The organism is Streptomyces sp. NPDC101225, assembly GCF_044767585.1.
Classification (GTDB): domain Bacteria; phylum Actinomycetota; class Actinomycetes; order Streptomycetales; family Streptomycetaceae; genus Streptomyces.
Window position 1 is genome coordinate 1 of sequence record NZ_JBIWOE010000079.1, and the last position, 16,936, is coordinate 16,936.

13 protein-coding genes are annotated in these 16,936 nt (G+C 70.4%); 8 read left to right on the top strand and 5 right to left on the bottom strand.

The annotated features are described in order from the left end of the window. The first annotated feature begins 95 nt into the window (after positions 1–95). Positions 96–347: a hypothetical protein gene (locus tag ACIRPX_RS45090; protein ID WP_404205983.1), complete on the top strand. Its 252-nt coding sequence runs from the start codon at positions 96–98 to the stop codon at positions 345–347. Positions 348–409: 62 nt separating this feature from the next. Here the strand turns inward: ACIRPX_RS45090 and ACIRPX_RS45095 are convergent, their stop codons facing one another. Beyond that, positions 410–1,372, bottom strand: coding sequence for a hypothetical protein (locus tag ACIRPX_RS45095; RefSeq protein WP_404205984.1), 963 nt, complete (start codon positions 1,370–1,372; stop codon positions 410–412). Positions 1,373–2,528: 1,156 nt separating this feature from the next. Between ACIRPX_RS45095 and ACIRPX_RS45100 the strand changes: the two genes are divergently transcribed. The 3 genes from ACIRPX_RS45100 to ACIRPX_RS45110 all read left to right on the top strand — a co-directional run bounded on the left by ACIRPX_RS45100 (position 2,529) and on the right by ACIRPX_RS45110 (position 7,701). After that, entirely contained in the window at positions 2,529–3,437 is a 909-nt protein-coding gene (locus ACIRPX_RS45100; protein WP_404205985.1) for an LLM class F420-dependent oxidoreductase, read from the top strand. Positions 3,438–3,637: 200 nt separating this feature from the next. Beyond that, positions 3,638–5,155, top strand: a complete 1,518-nt coding sequence (locus ACIRPX_RS45105) for a 3' terminal RNA ribose 2'-O-methyltransferase Hen1 (protein ID WP_404205986.1) — start codon at positions 3,638–3,640, stop codon at positions 5,153–5,155. Then, positions 5,152–7,701, top strand: coding sequence for a polynucleotide kinase-phosphatase (locus tag ACIRPX_RS45110; RefSeq protein WP_404205987.1), 2,550 nt, complete (start codon positions 5,152–5,154; stop codon positions 7,699–7,701). Before ACIRPX_RS45105 ends, ACIRPX_RS45110 begins: the two co-directional genes overlap by 4 nt. Positions 7,702–7,710: 9 nt before the next feature. On the opposite strand, the gene ACIRPX_RS45115 is transcribed toward ACIRPX_RS45110, so the two are convergent. After that, positions 7,711–8,604: a hypothetical protein gene (locus tag ACIRPX_RS45115; RefSeq protein WP_404205988.1), complete on the bottom strand. Its 894-nt coding sequence runs from the start codon at positions 8,602–8,604 to the stop codon at positions 7,711–7,713. Beyond that, positions 8,601–9,638, bottom strand: coding sequence for an SPFH domain-containing protein (locus tag ACIRPX_RS45120; RefSeq protein ID WP_404205989.1), 1,038 nt, complete (start codon positions 9,636–9,638; stop codon positions 8,601–8,603). The genes ACIRPX_RS45115 and ACIRPX_RS45120 overlap by 4 nt, the downstream gene beginning before the upstream one ends. Before the next feature lie 131 nt (positions 9,639–9,769). Here ACIRPX_RS45120 and ACIRPX_RS45125 point away from each other — a divergent pair, with 131 nt between their 5' ends. Both ACIRPX_RS45125 and argF read left to right on the top strand, forming a co-directional pair. Beyond that, the gene (locus tag ACIRPX_RS45125) at positions 9,770–10,993 is read left to right on the top strand and encodes an arginine deiminase (RefSeq protein ID WP_404205990.1); all 1,224 of its coding nucleotides are present in this window, start codon (positions 9,770–9,772) and stop codon (positions 10,991–10,993) included. Positions 10,994–11,053: 60 nt separating this feature from the next. Beyond that, positions 11,054–12,061, top strand: coding sequence for an ornithine carbamoyltransferase (argF, locus tag ACIRPX_RS45130; protein ID WP_404205991.1), 1,008 nt, complete (start codon positions 11,054–11,056; stop codon positions 12,059–12,061). A gap of 15 nt (positions 12,062–12,076) precedes the next feature. Here argF and ACIRPX_RS45135 read toward each other — a convergent pair whose 3' ends face one another. After that, on the bottom strand, positions 12,077–12,529 hold the full coding sequence (locus ACIRPX_RS45135) for an ATP-binding protein (RefSeq protein ID WP_404205992.1): 453 nt from the start codon (positions 12,527–12,529) through the stop codon (positions 12,077–12,079). A 297-nt stretch (positions 12,530–12,826) separates the two neighbouring features. Between ACIRPX_RS45135 and ACIRPX_RS45140 the strand changes: the two genes are divergently transcribed. Together ACIRPX_RS45140 and ACIRPX_RS45145 are read left to right on the top strand one after the other, a co-directional pair. Further along, positions 12,827–13,654, top strand: coding sequence for an enoyl-CoA hydratase family protein (locus tag ACIRPX_RS45140; protein WP_404205993.1), 828 nt, complete (start codon positions 12,827–12,829; stop codon positions 13,652–13,654). 7 nt (positions 13,655–13,661) lie between these two features. Beyond that, complete coding sequence (locus tag ACIRPX_RS45145; RefSeq protein ID WP_404205994.1) at positions 13,662–15,938, top strand: bifunctional salicylyl-CoA 5-hydroxylase/oxidoreductase; 2,277 nt, start codon at positions 13,662–13,664, stop codon at positions 15,936–15,938. An 18-nt stretch (positions 15,939–15,956) separates the two neighbouring features. Here ACIRPX_RS45145 and ACIRPX_RS45150 read toward each other — a convergent pair. After that, on the bottom strand, positions 15,957–16,936 hold a 980-nt coding region (locus ACIRPX_RS45150), incomplete at its 5' end, for a sulfate adenylyltransferase subunit 1 (RefSeq protein ID WP_404205995.1).

A 16,936-nucleotide genomic window follows, 5' to 3' on the forward strand; every position in this document is an offset into this window, starting at 1 on the left:
CCTACGACGGCTTCCGCCGACCACTGGACCTCCTCGGCCTTGCCTGACCAGCGCTCTCACGCAAGATCAAAAGACTTTGCAACAGCCCTGCCCCCATGCGCGCCGCAGAAGCCCGTCTCACACTCGGAGTCGCCGCAGCCCGCACCGGCGAAATTGAAGAAGCCATCGGCATGGGCACCACAGCCCTCGAAGCCGACCGCAAGTCCCTCCCGTCGCTCCTTTTAGTCGCCGACGAGCTGGACAAGGAACTCAGCTCCCGTTACCCACGCGAGCCCGCCACCCGCGATTTCCACGAGCGGATCATGACCATCAAGCGAGGGACCACCAGGCCTGAGCTTCCATTCTGAGACGCTCGTCAGGGTCAAGGCAACAGCTCCCTTCAAGCGCTGACGCAATTGACACCTATTCGTCAGCGCAAGAAAGATACGAGTGTTCCGGCAATAGCACCGGAGATGGCTCCTCCAGCTGTCGCCAATGCAAGCACTCGATTATCAAGGCGTGACTCAACCTGATTCGATAGACTTTCCAGGCGCGACATATCTAGCCTAGTGAGGGCCAATTCATCTGTCGCGAAGTCAGGCCGCAGGATTGCGCCGACCCCATCCTCGGTCACATTCTCTTCGAATCTCCTCTTCCCTTCACTCCACTCCCGCGCCAAGTGTTCGGCACTGGTAATGCGCGCCCAGATGCGAGCCGAGTGGTCGCGGATCAGCCGTCGCCACCCACGAACATTCCAGCGAGCTCGCAGCCCGCTCAATCTCCACCAAGGAGTTGATCCGGCTTCGATCCTTGACTTATAGGCGTCTAGCAGGCATTCCAAGTTTACCCACGCCGAAGATTCAAGATCCAGGATCTGTCGCCCAACATTCTTCAACCGTGCAAAAGTTCCGCCCGAACTGCGGAGCTTCATGAATGTAACCCTGTTCACCACCTTTGCGCTACTCCGTGCCGGAATCCTAAGCGTTCCAACATTCCCTTCAAGTGTGAATTCCTCCTCATTGAGCGAAGTGTCCTCTACTACCTTGAGGATTGAATGCGTGAAGACGTTCTTGCATCCAGGACTGCACGGCTGGTTGTATACTTCCATGCGCGCTTTCTCCGCCGCATCTCGGAGGATTGGCAATACGACATGACCTCCCGACCGAGGGATCGTATCCTGCTCATGCTTCCAGGTAACAACCACAAGGATTCCATCCCATGAGGCCCAATAAGTGTCTGTGGGAATATCATCCGCACCTTGGTTTTTCGGTTGATTCTTGGCGGGAACGACGATTTTCATCACTATCGGTCTGCTCATTCTCAACGCAGAAACAGGCACGTCTTCGACGAAAACTCGATAGTAGGCTGTGAATTCGACAGTCAGAGGTTCCACGAAGTCCGCGCTAATAACGCGCGGGTCTCGCTCCAACTCGCGTCTAACAGCATCCGCCTGCCCTACGCGGTCGCGAACTTGCTCGCGACTCAAGAGCATGATTGTCCCTACGCGGCAGAGGTACGAACTCTCTCCCTCATTTACTGGCGACTGACCTTTTTGCTCGTTACTTGTAGCGCTTGACATGCTGTCCCGGATTCCTTCGTACTCAATCAGTAGCGTGGACTCTTTAAGGCTGGCACGAATAGAAGCTCCTGTCACGCGGACTGGATTCATTGACGCGGGAGCATGCAGTCTGAGGCCCGTACCTCGTAGGTCATCTGGCGTGGCCGGGGGTGCGTTGCTGTGACAGGGGCACGGCTCAACCAAACAAGGGGTCGCAGGGGCGTCAGATGTGCCTGCCGCGTAGGACGGCGCCGAGCGCAGACCTCATCCAGCCGTCTGACCTGCAAGGTAATTACCGCATCAGCAACTTGACTGAAGTGTCGAAGGGGCAGTCAGCTCACTGACCTGGCCTCCCATGTCTGAGGTGGCTTGCCGATCTCTCGTCTCCACCACTGCCCGTCTGTATCCCGGAACCCAAAGACGATCACGAGCCTTGCGTCGAGGGCCGGGCGGACTGGCTCACTGAGTGGATCGATCAGTTGCACTCTCGCCGTCAGCGTCTCCTGTGGTTGAAGGATGCATGCGGTCTTTGCATTCGGCCTGATGTTGGGGTTCAAGCGCCAACCAACCACACCCTGTGAAGGAGCCTGACGAACGTCCAGGACCTCAACATCGCCAATGGGAGCCATGCCTCCATTGGTGATGCAGACGTCAAGTGTCGTGCTGCTGGGCCACGGCACTGAGGCAGTCACCAAGGAAGCTCGGCCCTGGGCCGCCATGGCCACTCGATCCATGGCTTCTTGACCATCCCTCACGGCCCGTCGATGCGGTATCCACAGCGACGCGACAGCGACACCCACGCTGCCAGCCGCAATCACGGTGCTCACGACGTTCCAGACATCGGCCATGCTTCACCCCGTATGCAGTACTGCTGGGAGGATCGCAGACTCCTGGGTTGCTCCTCAACAGGCGCGGCCTATCGGGCCCCAGCCCCCGGAACTGGCACCACTAAACATGCTGAGCAGCGAAGTTATTACTGCATGGGCAAAGCTTGACTGAGCCCCAGCAGGGGGCCTCCTACGACACCCTTCTCACCGTGGCGAAGGCCACCGAGGACCTCGGTTTCGACGCCTTCTTCCGTTCCGACCACTATCTGCGCATGGGCTCCGGGGACGGACTGCCCGGCCCCACCGACGCCTGGATCACGCTCGCCGGACTGGCCCGCGAGACCCGCCGCATCCGCCTCGGCACGCTGATGACGGCCGGCACCTTCCGGCTGCCCGGCGTGCTCGCCATCCAGGTCGCGCAGATCGACCAGATGTCCGGCGGCCGCGTCGAACTGGGCCTGGGCGCGGGCTGGTTCGAGGAGGAGCACCGGGCGTACGGCATCCCCTTCCCCAAGGAGAAGTTCGGCCGCCTGGAGGAGCAGCTCGAGATCGTCACGGGCCTGTGGCGGACGAAGCTCGGCGAGACCTTCGACTTCCACGGCAGCTTCTACGACCTCACCGGCTCGCCCGCGCTGCCCAAGCCCGTCCAGGACCGGATCCCGGTGCTGATCGGCGGCCACGGCGCGACCCGCACCCCGCGCCTGGCGGCGCGCTTCGCCGACGAGTTCAACATGCCGTTCGCCTCGGTCGAGGACAGCGAGCGCCAGTTCGCCCGCGTCCGCGCCGCCGCGGCGGAGGCCGGCCGGGGCCCGGACGACCTCGTCCTGTCCAACGCCCTGGTCGTCTGCGTCGGCAAGGACGACCAGGAGGTCGCCCGCCGCGCCGCCGCGATCGGCCGCGAGGTCGACGAACTGAAGGCCAACGGTCTCGCCGGCACCCCGGCCGAGGTGGTCGACAAGATCGGCCGCTACGCGGAGGCCGGATCCCGCCGCGTCTACCTCCAGGTCCTCGACCTCTCCGACCTGGACCACCTGGAGCAGATCTCCTCCCACGTCCAGGCGCAGCTGCCGTAGGTCCGCGCCAGGAGCGCACGGGCGCCGTCCGGCGTCGCGGAAGGCGGCCCCGGATGTCGTAGGAATATACAAAGGCGCCGGTCGGCGGCCGTATGCGAAGGTGGGACGGTCGTCCTGCCGAGCCCCCAGGATCACCGTGCCTGGGGGCTTTCGCGCGCACGGCAACGGAAGACCACCCACCGGCCGGAGAGGCCCTGCCCATGTTCCTGACCATCACCACCACCGGCACGCCGGAACGCCCCGCCACCGACCTCGGTCACCTGCTCCACAAGCATCCCGACAAGGCGCAGGCGTTCTCCACCTCCTACGGGACGGCGCACGTCCTCTACCCCGAGGCGGAGGAGCAGCGCTGCACGGCGGCGCTGCTGCTGGAGGTCGACGCGGTGGCGCTGGTGCGGCGGGGCAGGGGCAAGGGGCGCGGCGGCGCGCCCGACGCGGCACTCGCGCAGTACGTCAACGACCGGCCGTACGCTGCCTCCTCGCTGCTCGCCGTGGCGCTGAGCAGCGTGTTCTCCAGCGCGATCAAGGGCACCTGCCACGCCAGGCCCGAGCTGCCGGCGCAGCCGCGCCCGCTGCGCATCGAGGTGCCCGCCCTGCCCGCACGCGGCGGCCCGGAGCTCGTCCGCCGACTCTTCGAGCCGCTGGGCTGGACCGTGGCCGCGGAGCCGGTCGCGCTGGACAGCGAGTTCCCGCAGTGGGGCGACTCGCGGTACGTGCGCCTGGTCCTGGAGTCGCAGGCCCTGACCCTCGCCGAGGCGCTGCGCCACCTCTACGTGCTGCTGCCCGTCCTGGACGACGCGAAGCACTACTGGGTCGCGCCCGACGAGGTCGACAAGCTGCTGCGCGCCGGTGAGGGCTGGCTGCCCGCGCACCCGGAACAGAAGCTCATCACCAGCCGCTATCTCTCGCGCCGCTGGTCGCTGACCCGGCAGGCGATGGAGCGCCTGGAACTGGTGCGGCTCGCGGAGACCGACGACAGTGAGGTCGAGGAGCTGGACAACGCGGTCGCCGCCGAGACCGAGGAGGAGCAGAGGCCGACCCCGCTGGCCGTGCTGCGGCGGGACGCGATCATCGAGTCCCTGCGCGGGGCGGGCGTGGCCCGCGTCCTCGATCTCGGCTGCGGACAGGGCCAGTTGGTGCAGGCGCTGCTCAAGGACCCGCGGTTCACCGAGATCGTCGGGGTCGACGTGTCGGTGCGCGCGCTGACCATCGCCTCCCGGCGGCTGAAGCTGGACCGCATGGGCGAGCGCCAGGCCTCCCGCGTCAGGCTGTTCCAGGGCTCGCTCGCCTACACCGACCACCGTCTCAAGGGCTACGACGCCGCCGTGCTCAGCGAGGTGATCGAGCACCTCGACCTGCCGCGGCTGCCCGCCCTGGAGTACGCGGTGTTCGGCGCGGCCCGGCCGCGCACGGTCCTCGTGACCACCCCGAACGTCGAGTACAACGTCCGCTGGGAGTCCCTCCCGGCCGGCCACGTCCGGCACGGCGACCACCGGTTCGAGTGGACCCGCGAGGAGTTTCGCGCGTGGGCGGCGAAGGTGGCCGAACGGCACGGCTACGGCGTGGAGTTCGTACCGGTCGGGCCGGACGACCCGGAGGTCGGCCCGCCCACCCAGATGGCCGTGTTCCGGATGGGGACCGAGGAGACGGCGAAGACCGAAGAGACCGAGAAGACCGACACGACCGGGACGAGCGAGAAGGAGGCGAAGGCGGCATGACCGAGGCAGCAGAGCGCAAAAAAGGACGGGTCCTGCCCGTCACCGACCTCTCCCTCGTCGCGCTCGTCGGCGCCTCCGGCTCCGGCAAGTCGACCTTCGCCCGGCGGCACTTCAAGCCGACCGAGGTGATCTCCTCCGACTTCTGCCGCGGACTGGTCTCCGACGACGAGAACGACCAGGGCGCGACCAGGGACGCCTTCGACGTCCTGCACTACATCGCGGGCAAGCGCCTGGCCGCCGGCCGCCGCACGGTCGTCGACGCCACCAGCGTGCAGCCGGACGCCCGGCGCAGGCTGATCGAGCTGGCCCGGCAGTACGACGTGCTGCCCATCGCCATCGTGCTGGACGTCCCGGAGGAGGTGTGCGCCGAGCGCAACGCGGCCCGCGCCGACCGGGCCGACATGCCGCGCCGCGTCATCCAGCGGCACATCCGCGAACTGCGCCGATCCCTGCGGCAGCTGGAGCGCGAGGGCTTCCGCAAGGTGCACGTCCTGCGGGGCGTGGCGGACGTGGAGAACGCCACGGTCGTCACCGAGAAGCGGTTCAACGACCTGGCCCACCTCACCGGCCCGTTCGACATCGTCGGCGACATCCACGGCTGCGCCTTCGAACTGGAGGCGCTGCTCGCGAAGTTGGGCTACACCGACGGCGTCCACCCGGAGGGCCGTACCGCCGTCTTCGTCGGCGACCTCGTCGACCGCGGTCCGGACAGCCCGGGCGTCCTGCGCCGCGTGATGTCGATGGTGAAGTCGGGCAACGCCCTGTGCGTGCCCGGCAACCACGAGAACAAGTTCGGCCGCCACCTCCGGGGCCGCGGCGTCCAGCACACCCATGGCCTCGCCGAGACCGTCGCGCAGATGGAAGGGGAGAGCGAGGAGTTCACGCGGGAGGTACGGGAGTTCATCGACGGGCTCGTCAGCCACTACGTCCTCGACGGCGGCCGGCTGGTGGTCTGTCACGCGGGTCTGCCCGAGAAGTACCACGGCCGCACCTCCGGCCGGGTCCGCTCGCACGCGCTGTACGGGGACACCACCGGAGAGACCGACGAGTTCGGGCTGCCGGTGCGCTACCCGTGGGCGGAGGACTACCGCGGCCGGGCGGCGGTCGTCTACGGCCACACGCCCGTCCCCGAGGCCACCTGGCTCAACAACACCATCTGCCTGGACACCGGCGCCGTCTTCGGCGGCAAGCTGACCGCGCTGCGCTGGCCGGAGCGCGAACTGGTCGACGTACCCGCCGAGCGGGTCTGGTACGAGCCGGCCCGTCCGCTGCGCACCGAGGCGCCCGGCGGGAACGACGGCCGGCCGCTGGACCTGGGCGACGTGCACGGCCGCCGGGTCGTGGAGACCCGGCACCAGGGCCGCGTCGCGGTGCGCGAGGAGAACGCGGCGGCGGCCCTGGAGGTCATGAGCCGCTTCGCGGTCGACCCGCGCCTGCTGCCGTACCTGCCGCCGACCATGGCGCCGACGCCCACGTCGAAGGTGGACGGCTACCTGGAGCACCCGGTCGAGGCGTTCGCGCAGTACGCGGCCGACGGCGTCGCGCGGGTCGTGTGCGAGGAGAAGCACATGGGCTCGCGTGCGGTGGCGCTGGTGTGCCGGGACGCCGGGGCCGCGGGCAAGAAGTTCGGTGTCGACGGTCCCACGGGAGCTCTCTACACCCGTACCGGACGGCCGTTCTTCGACGACGAGGCGGTGACGGAGGAGATCCTCGGGCGCGTGCGCACGGCGGTCGGCGAGGCCGGCCTGTGGGACGAACTCGACACGGACTGGCTCCTGCTGGACGCCGAGCTGATGCCGTGGTCGCTGAAGGCGTCCGGACTGCTGCGGTCGCAGTACGCGGCGGTCGGCGCCGCGGCCGGCGCGGTGTTCCCCGGCGCGCTCGCCGCGCTGGAGGGCGCCGCGGCACGGGGCGTCGAGGTGACGGACCTGCTGGCCCGCCAGCGGGAACGCGCCGCGAACGCGGCCGCGTTCACCGACGCCTACCGCGGGTACTGCTGGACGACCGAGGGCCTGGACGGCGTGCGCCTGGCGCCGTTCCAGATCCTCGCCGTCCAGGGCCGCAGCCTCGCCGGACTGCCGCACGACGAGCAACTGGCCCTGCTGGACCGGATCGTGGAGCACGACGGCAGCGGTCTGCTGCAGACCACCCGGCGGCTCTACGTCGACACCGGCGACCCCGAGTCGGTGCAGGCCGGGGTCGACTGGTGGCTGGAGATGACCGGCCGCGGCGGTGAGGGCATGGTCGTCAAGCCGGTGGGCGCGCTGGTGCGCGGCACCGAGGGACGGCTCGTGCAGCCGGGCGTCAAGTGCCGGGGCCGCGAGTACCTGCGGATCATCTACGGTCCGGAGTACACGCGCCCCGACAACCTGACCCGCCTGCGCAGGCGGTTCCTCAACCACAAGCGGTCGCTGGCGATCCGCGAGTACGCCCTGGGGCTGGAGGCCCTGGACCGGCTGGCGGAGGGCGAGCCGCTGTGGCGGGTGCACGAGGCCGTGTTCGGGGTGCTGGCCCTGGAGTCGGAACCGGTGGACCCGCGGCTGTGACGGTCGGCGTCAGCCGATCAGCCGCAGCCGCTGCCCGCACACCCCCACCGACACGGACTGGCCCCAGGTCAGCTCCAGCGCGTCCTTCTCCATCCCGTCTCCGAAGACGATCAGGTGCTCGGACTCGACGGTGAGGCGGAGGCGGGCGGGCGCCGGGAGTTCGCCCGCCACCAGCGACGTGCCGGTGGCGGGCGAGGGCCATGCCTCCCTGACGAACCACAGGAGGCGGTGCTCGGTGGGGCCGGGGAGCCGCAGGCCGGTGCCCCGCTCCTGCCACACCGACCGGATCCAGCCGGTCGCCCCGGTCCCGGTCCCCACCAGCACCCCGGAGGATGCCTGGGCCTCGACGGCACCCCCGTCGTCCTCGAGGCCCAGGCGGTATCTGGCCGTCTGATGCCCGACGGCGCCGAGGTAGATCTCGTTGAGGGCCACCAGCCGCTGGGTGTCGTCGGCGACGGCCTCGACCATGGTGAGTTCGTCCGCGCCGGTGGCGAGCGCCGCGGGCAGCAGCGTGGGCGCGTCCGCGGGCCGGTGCCGCACCAGCACGCCGGGGTTGCGGCCGGGGTCGGTGTCGATGCCGATCACCGGCTGCCCGGCCAGGTACTTGGCGACGTTTGCCACCAGTCCGTCCTGGCCCACCACGACCACGACGTCCTCGGGCGCGAACAGGAAGCGGTCCACATCGGCGCGCTCCACCGTCGCCTGACGCCAGGTCAGCGGGATCGCGGCCGTCACCTCCGCCAGTGCGCGGCGGGCACGGTGGTGCCGGTCCGCGACCTCCTCGATGTCCCGCCCCCGGGTGGAGAGGAAGAAGGCGGCCTGTCCGTGGGTGCCGTGGTGGGCCACCAGCTCCTCGTACTCCGTGGTGCGGTGGACCAGGACGGCGCGTGGCGCGAGGCTCACGCCGGCTCACCGTTGCCGAGCCGGGCGAGCAGCCCCGTCAGCACGTCCGGCGAGACGGTCACGCTGTCGATGTGCGGCAGATTCTCCGCCAGCCGGGTCCCGGTGAGGGCGTGCAGGGTCGCCACGTCCACCTCGGCGTGCACCCGCAGCCAGGCCGCCTGCGCCTGGGCGCGTGCCTCGCCCACCTCACGCGCTCCCTCGGCCTCGGCGCGGGCGAGCCGTACCGCCTTGGTGGCCTCCGCCTCCGCCAGCCGTACCGTCCGCGCCGCCTCCGCGTCGGCCCGTACCGCGTCCGCCGCCGCGTGCTCCTCGGCCTCGCGGCGGCTGTTGGTGCCCCGCTGCTCGACCAACTGCTCCTCGCGGCGGGCGAGTTCGATCTGGCTGGCCAGTTCGTTCTCCGCGATGGTCCGCTCCCGCTCGACGGCCACGGCCCGGCGCTCGTAGGTCGCGCGGTCGGCCTCCTGCTGGATCTGCTCGCGGGCCGGGGTGCGCAGGGCCCGCTCCACCTCCGGCTCGGGCCGCAGCGCGACCACGCGTACGGCGACCACCTCGATGCCGGTCGCGGGCAGCCGCGGCTCCGCGCCGAGGCCCGCCGCGACCCGCCCCCGCACCGCCGCGACGCCGTCGACCAGGGCCGACGACAGCGGTGTCCGGGCCAGTACGTCCAGGGCGTGCTGCTGTGCGGTCTCGGTCAGCAGCGTGCCCAGCTGCTCCAGCGGCGCGCCCCGCCACACGCCCGTGTCCGGGTCGACGGAGAAGTCCAGCCGGGCCGCGGCGAGCGCCGGGTCGCCGATCCGGTACGTCACCGTCGCCTGCACCGCCACGTCCTGGAAGTCGGACGTACGGGCGTGGAAGGTCATCGCCAGCTCCCGGTCGTCGACCGGTACCTCCGACAGCGCCGAGGTCAGCGCGCGGTACCAGAAGCTGAGCCCCGGGCCGTCGTGCAGCAGCCTGCCGTCGCGGTGGTGGCGGACGTGCGCCGTGGGCGCTCCGCGCAGGTGGCGCCAGCCCAGGCGCCGGGTGATGTCGGCCATCGGATCCCCTCTTTTTTCGTCTCTTGGACGATAATCGGGAGGACCGTTTATCGTCAAGAGGACGAAAACAAGACGTCGCGGAAACCGCGCAGCTGCGGGTCAAGACGCCCGCCGATGGTCAGGATGGAGACATGGCACTCCATGTCGACTCCGAGGCCGGGCGGCTGCGCCGCGTCATACTCCACCGGCCGGACCTCGAGCTCAAAAGGCTCACACCCAGCAACAAGGACGCCCTGCTCTTCGACGACGTGCTCTGGGTGCGCCGGGCGCGCGCCGAGCACGACGGATTCGCGGACGTCCTGCGCGACCGCGGTGTCGCCGTCCACCTCTTCGGCGACCTGCTCACCGAGGCCCTGGAGATCCCGGCGGCCCGCACCCTCGTCCTGGACCGGGTCTTCGACGAGAAGGAGTACGGCGTCCTGGCCACCGGCCATCTCAGGGCCGCCTTCGAGGAGCTCCCCGCGCCGGAGCTCGCCGAGGCCCTGGTCGGCGGCATGACCAAGCGCGAGTTCCTGGAGGCCCACACGGAGCCGACCTCCGTGCGCTTCCATGTCATGGACCTCGACGACTTCCTCCTCGCCCCGCTCCCCAACCACCTCTTCACCCGTGACACCTCCGCCTGGATCTACGACGGCGTCTGCGTGAACGCCATGCGCTGGCCGGCCCGGCAGCGCGAGACGGTCCACTTCGAGGCGATCTACCGCCACCACCCGCTGTTCCGGGCCGAGACCTTCCGCGTCTGGTCCGAGGGGCAGGCCGACTACCCCTCCACCATCGAGGGCGGCGACGTCCTGGTCATCGGCAACGGCGCCGTCCTGATCGGCATGAGCGAGCGCACCACCCCGCAGGCCGTCGAGATGCTCGCGCACAAGCTCTTCGAGGCGGGCTCGGCCGAGACGATCGTGGCCCTCGACATGCCGAAGCGGCGGGCCTTCATGCATCTCGACACCGTGATGACGATGGTCGACGGCGACACCTTCACCCAGTACGCGGGCCTCGGCATGCTGCGCTCGTACACCATCGAACCGGGCGCCGCCGACAAGGAGCTGAAGGTCACCGACCATCCGCCGGAGCACATGCACCGCGCGATCGCCGCCGCCCTCGGGCTGAGCGAGATCCGGGTGCTGACCGCGACGCAGGACGTGCACGCGGCCGAGCGCGAGCAGTGGGACGACGGCTGCAACGTGCTGGCCGTCGAGCCGGGCGTCGTCGTCGCCTACGAGCGCAACTCCACCACCAACACCCATCTGCGCAAGGAGGGCATCGAGGTCATCGAGATCCCCGGCAGCGAGCTGGGCCGGGGCCGGGGCGGCCCGCGCTGCATGAGCTGCCCCGTCGAAAGAGAGGCTGTATAGGCATGCAATTCTTCGTATAGACTTCCAAGGGTAGACGTTCCCGCATCCTGGAGTGCCCCCATGGCGACAGTCCCGACCGCCCTCGCAGGCCGCCACTTCCTCAAGGAGCTCGACCTCTCCCAGGAGGAGTTCCTCGGCCTGATCGAGCTGGCCGCCGAGCTGAAGGCCGCCAAGAAGGCCGGGACCGAGACGCGGTACCTGAGCGGGAAGAACATCGCCCTGGTCTTCGAGAAGACCTCGACGCGCACACGCTGCGCGTTCGAGGTCGCCGCCGCCGACCAGGGCGCCTCGACGACGTACCTCGACCCGTCGGGCTCGCAGATCGGGCACAAGGAGTCCGTGAAGGACACCGCGCGCGTGCTGGGCCGGATGTTCGACGGGATCGAGTACCGCGGCCACGGCCAGGGGGTCGTCGAGGAGCTGGCCGCGCACGCCGGGGTCCCCGTCTACAACGGGCTCACCGACGAATGGCACCCCACCCAGATGCTGGCCGACGTGCTCACCATGACCGAGCACACCGCCAGGCCGCTGACCGACACGGCCTTCGCCTACCTCGGCGACGCCCGCTACAACATGGGCAACTCCTACCTGGTCACCGGCGCCCTGCTCGGCATGGACGTCCGTATCGTCGCGCCCCGGCTGCTGTGGCCGGACGAGACGATCGTGGAGGTCGCCCAGCGGCTCGCGGCGGCCTCCGGTGCCCGGATCACGCTGACCGACGACGTGAAGGAGGGGGTGCGCGGCGCCGACTTCATCGCCACCGACGTATGGGTGTCGATGGGGGAGCCCAAGGAGGTCTGGGACGAGCGCATAGCGCTGCTCGGCCCCTACGCCGTCACCATGGACGTCCTGCGCGCCACCGGCAATCCCGACGTGAAGTTCCTGCACTGCCTGCCGGCCTTCCACGACCTCGGCACCGACGTCGGTCTGGAGATCCACCGGCGCCACGGGCTCACCGAGCTGGAGGTCAGCGACGAGGTGTTCGAGTCCGAGCACTCCGTGGTCTTCGACGAGGCCGAGAACCGGATGCACACCATCAAGGCGGTCCTGGTGGCGACCCTGGCCTGACCCGCGCGGGCGATCTCAGACGGCGTGCCGCTGCTGCGGCACCGACGGGAGCCGGAACCACACGGCCTTGCCCGAGGTGGTCGGCCGGTGCCCGCAGGACGAGCTGAGCGCGCGGATCAGCAGCAGTCCGCGCCCTCCCTCGTCCCAGACGTCGGGCTCCTTGTCGCCGGGCCAGGTCAGCGCGTACGGCGGCATCGGGTCCGGGTCGTGCACCTCGACCCGGCAGCCGCCCGGCAGCAGCTCCACCACGAGCTCTATCGGCGCGTCGCCGACCGTGTGCTCCACGGCGTTCGCGACCAGCTCCGCCGTGAGCAGTTCCGCGGTGTCGCAGTCGGCCCCGTGGTCCAGCTCGGCCAGCGCGGTGCGCACGAGCGCACGGGCCACCGGCACGGCCGCGGTGGAGTGCGGCAGCGCGACGCGCCAGGAGGCGGAGGGGGAGGGGCGTTCGTACAAAGCGGGTCCGTTCATAGCAGGCTGTCCTGCTTTCAACCGTATGAATGGTACGGCGCCGTCCGTCGGAGTCCTCCGGCGGGCGCCGCACGGGACCTTCGGCCCCGATGACGAGCGGCTTACCCGTAACCACGGCGCGCCTCGCGCGGCTGATCCGGCCGTAGCCCGTCTGTCGACGATCCGTGACGGACGTGACCCGCCCGGGTCGGATCCGGCCCGCCTTATCGCGCACTCCTGACGACAGTCACGGAAGGGTGATAACTTCGAAGGCCAGAGCTCAGTACGGCATGCCCGCCCCCGAGGAGGCCGCACGTCATGAGTCCCTTCACCGGCTCCGCCGCCCGCACCCCGCGCTGGGAGCACCTGCGCGTCGAGCTCGCCGACGGGGTCGCCACGGTCACGCTCGCCCGCCCCGACAAGCTCAACGCGCTCACCTTCGGCGCCTACGCCGACCTGCGCGACCTGCTCGCCGAGCTGTCCCGCGAGCGGACGGTGCGGGCCCTGGTGCTGGCCGGCGAGGGCCGCGGCTTCTGCTCGGGCGGCGACGTGGACGAGATCATCGGCGCCACCCTGTCCATGGACACCGCCCAGCTCCTCGACTTCAACCGGATGACCGGGCAGACGGTGCGGGCGATCCGGGAGTGCCCGTTCCCGGTGATCGCGGCCGTGCACGGGGTGGCGGCGGGCGCCGGCGCCGTCCTGGCCCTGGCCGCCGACTTCCGGGTGGCCGACCCGAGCGCCCGCTTCGCGTTCCTGTTCACCCGGGTCGGCCTGTCCGGCGGCGACATGGGCGCGGCCTACCTGCTGCCCCGGGTGGTCGGACTCGGCCACGCCACCCGTCTGCTCATGCTGGGCGAACCGGTCCGCGCCCCCGAGGCCGAGCGCATCGGCCTGATCAGCGAGCTGACCGAGGAGGGCCGGGCCGACGAGGCCGCCCAGGCCCTGGCCCACCGCCTGGCCGAGGGCCCGGCCCTGGCGTACGCCCAGACCAAGGCCCTGCTGACGGCCGAGCTGGACATGCCGCTCGCGGCCTCGGTCGAACTGGACGCCTCGACCCAGGCGCTGCTGATGAACGGCGACGACTACGCCGAGTTCCATGCGGCGTTCACCGAGAAGCGGCCGCCCAAGTGGCAGGGGAGGTGAGGTCGCGATGCGCGTCGCGATCATCGGCGGCGGTCCCGGCGGCCTCTACGCCGCGGCACTGCTGAAACGGCTGGACCCCACCCGCGAGATCACCGTCTGGGAGCGCAACGCCCCGGACGACACCTTCGGGTTCGGCGTCGTCCTGTCCGACGAGACGCTCGGCGGCATCGAGCACGCCGATCCCGTGGTCTACGAGGCCATGTGCGCGGAGTTCGTCCGCTGGGACGACATCGACATCGTGCACCGGGGCACCCGGCACACCTCCGGCGGCCACGGGTTCGCCGCCCTGGGCAGAAGACGCCTCCTGGAGATCCTGCACGAGCGCTGCCGCGCCCTCGGCGTGGAGCTCCGCTTCCGCGCAAAGGCCCCGCACCCCGAGGAGCTGGCGCAAACGCACGACCTCGTCGTGGCCGCCGACGGCATCAACAGCACCACCCGCGAGACCTACGCCGACGTCTTCCGCCCCCGTGTGACCACGCACCGCTGCCGCTACATCTGGCTCGCCGCCGACTTCGCCTTCGACGCCTTCCGCTTCGACATCGCCGAGACCGAACACGGCGTGATGCAGCTGCACGGCTATCCGTACGCGTCCGACGCCTCCACGGTCATCGTCGAGATGCGCGAGGAGGTGTGGCAGGCGGCCGGGTTCGCCGAACTCGACGAGGCCGGGTCCGTCGAGCGGTGCGCCAAGATCTTCGCGGAGGCGCTCCGCGGCCGGCCGCTGCGCTCCAACAAGTCGGCCTGGACCACCTTCCGCACGCTGACCAACGAGCACTGGTCGCACGGCACCACCGTGCTGCTCGGCGACGCCGCCCACACCGCCCACTTCTCCATCGGCTCCGGGACCAAGCTCGCCGTCGAGGACGCGCTCGCGCTCGCCGCCTGCCTGGAGGAACAGCCCTCTCTGGACAAGGCGCTGGCGGCGTACGAGGAGGAGCGCAGGCCCGTCGTCGCCTCCACCCAGCGCGCCGCCCGCGCCAGCCTGGAGTGGTTCGAGAACCTGGACCTCTACCTCGGCCAGCCCGCGCGCCAGTTCGCCTTCAACCTGCTCACCCGCAGCCGCCGGGTCACCCACGACAACCTCCGCCTGCGCGACGCCCGCTTCACCGGTGCCGTGGAGCGGGAGTTCGGCTGCCCGGACGGCACGCCGCCGATGTTCACGCCGCTGCGGCTGCGCGGGCTGACGCTGCGCAACCGGGTCGTGGTCTCGCCGATGGACATGTACTCCGCCGTCGACGGCCTCCCCGGCGACTTCCACCTCGTGCACCTGGGCGCACGGGCCCTCGGCGGGGCGGGCCTGGTGATGACCGAGATGGTGTGCGTCAGCGCGGAGGGCCGGATCACGCCCGGCTGCACCGGCCTGTACACCGGGGAGCAGGCGGACTCCTGGAGGAGGATCACTGACTTCGTGCACGCGCAGTCCCCGGGCACCGCGATCGGCGTGCAGCTCGGGCACTCCGGCCGCAAGGGCTCCACCAGGCTGATGTGGGAGGGCATGGACGAGCCGCTGGAGGACGGCAACTGGCCGCTGGCGGCCGCCTCCGCGCTGCCGTACAAACCGGGCAGCCAGGTTCCGCGCGAACTGACCCGGGCCCAGCTCACGGACCTGCGCGAGCAGTTCACCGCCGCCGCGGGGCGCGCCGCCGGCGCCGGCTTCGACCTGCTCGAACTGCACTGCGCCCACGGCTACCTGCTCTCCGGCTTCCTCTCCCCGCTGACCAACCGCCGCACCGACGCCTACGGCGGCTCGCTGGAGAACCGTCTCCGCTTCCCGCTGGAGGTCTTCGACGCGGTACGCGAGATCTGGCCCGGCGAGAAGCCGATGACCGTCCGCATCTCCGCCACCGACTGGGCGGCGGGCGGCACGAGCGCCGAGGACGCCGTCGGGATCGCCCGCGCCTTCGCCGCGCACGGCGCCGACGCGATCGACGTGTCGACCGGGCAGGTCGTCTGCGACGAGCGCCCGGACTTCGGACGCTCCTACCAGACCCCGTACGCCGACCGCATCCGCCACCGCGTCGGCGTCCCGGTGATCGCGGTCGGCGCCATCTCCTCCTGGGACGACGTCAACTCCCTGATCCTGGCGGGCCGCACCGACCTGTGCGCCCTGGCCCGCCCCCACCTCTACGACCCCCACTGGACCCTCCACGCGGCGGCCGAACAGGGCTACGAAGGCCCGGGCGTCGCCTGGCCGGCGCCCTATCGCGCGGGCAGCCGCCGTCCCCGGACGGGCCGCACGGACACCCCCAAACAGCGCCTCACCCTGGACGGCCGACGGCGCTGACCGCTCCGCGGGGCCGGCTCATCCCCGGGAGCCGACGTTCGCCATCCCCGCGGTCAGCGTCGCTCCGTCCGCCGGGTCGATCAGGATGAAGGCGCCGGTGCGGCGGGAGACGGTGTAGTCGTCGAGGGGCAGGGGGTCGGCGGTGCGCAGGGTGATGCGGCCGAGGTCGTTCACGGCCAGCTCCGCCGCTCCCGCCAGGTCCTTGACGATCGCCTTGACCGTGCGGGTGGTGTGCCGGAGCAGCACGCGGTCGCCGACGCGCAGCGGACGGTCGGCCAGGTGGCAGACACCGGCGGTGACCTCACGGGTCAGCGTCGGCGCGTCCACCCCCGCGGTGAGCAGGTCGCCGCGGGCGACGTCCCGCTGGTCCGCGAGCCGGACGCTGATCGACTGCGGGGCGTGCGCCGTCTCCCGGGCGTCCCCGAGCACGTCGATGGCGGTGATCTCCGAGGTCTCGCCGGAGGGGTGCACCGTGACCCGGTCGCCGACCCGCAGCGAGCCTGACACCAGCTGACCCGCGTAGTACCGCGCTTCGCCGTCCCGGATGACGTACTGCACGGGAAAGCGCGCGGGCGCGCCCACGGTCCCGGTGCCGACGGGGACCGTCTCCAGGTGCTCCAGGAGCGCCGGGCCCGCGTACCAGCCCATGCGCGCCGAGCGCTCCACCACGTTGTCACCGGCGAGCGCCGAGACCGGGATCGGTGTGAAGCCGGGCAGGTCCAGCTCCGCCGCGTGGCCCGCGAAGTCCTCGACGATCTCCTCGAACCGCGGCTGCCCGTAGTCGACCAGGTCCATCTTGTTGACGGCCAGCACCACGTGCGGCACCCGCAGCAGCGCGGCCACCGCGGCGTGCCGGCGGGTCTGCTCGACGACCCCGTTGCGCGCGTCGACCAGGATGATCGCCAGCTCGGCGGTGGAGGCGCCGGTGACCATGTTGCGGGTGTACTGCACATGGCCGGGTGTGTCGGCGAGGATGAACCGCCTGCGCGGGGTGGCGA

What these genes read in the sequence shown, in the direction of transcription:
- ACIRPX_RS45120 (WP_404205989.1), bottom strand. Translation starts at nt 9,638, where the DNA reads ATGGCCGACATCACCCGGCGCCTGGGCTGGCGCCACCTGCGCGGAGCG.
- ACIRPX_RS45110 (WP_404205987.1), top strand. Translation starts at nt 5,152, where the DNA reads ATGACCGAGGCAGCAGAGCGCAAAAAAGGACGGGTCCTGCCCGTCACC.
- ACIRPX_RS45140 (WP_404205993.1), top strand. Translation starts at nt 12,827, where the DNA reads ATGAGTCCCTTCACCGGCTCCGCCGCCCGCACCCCGCGCTGGGAGCAC.
- ACIRPX_RS45105 (WP_404205986.1), top strand. Translation starts at nt 3,638, where the DNA reads ATGTTCCTGACCATCACCACCACCGGCACGCCGGAACGCCCCGCCACC.
- ACIRPX_RS45125 (WP_404205990.1), top strand. Translation starts at nt 9,770, where the DNA reads ATGGCACTCCATGTCGACTCCGAGGCCGGGCGGCTGCGCCGCGTCATA.
- argF (WP_404205991.1), top strand. Translation starts at nt 11,054, where the DNA reads ATGGCGACAGTCCCGACCGCCCTCGCAGGCCGCCACTTCCTCAAGGAG.
- ACIRPX_RS45145 (WP_404205994.1), top strand. Translation starts at nt 13,662, where the DNA reads ATGCGCGTCGCGATCATCGGCGGCGGTCCCGGCGGCCTCTACGCCGCG.
- ACIRPX_RS45135 (WP_404205992.1), bottom strand. Translation starts at nt 12,529, where the DNA reads ATGAACGGACCCGCTTTGTACGAACGCCCCTCCCCCTCCGCCTCCTGG.
- ACIRPX_RS45090 (WP_404205983.1), top strand. Translation starts at nt 96, where the DNA reads ATGCGCGCCGCAGAAGCCCGTCTCACACTCGGAGTCGCCGCAGCCCGC.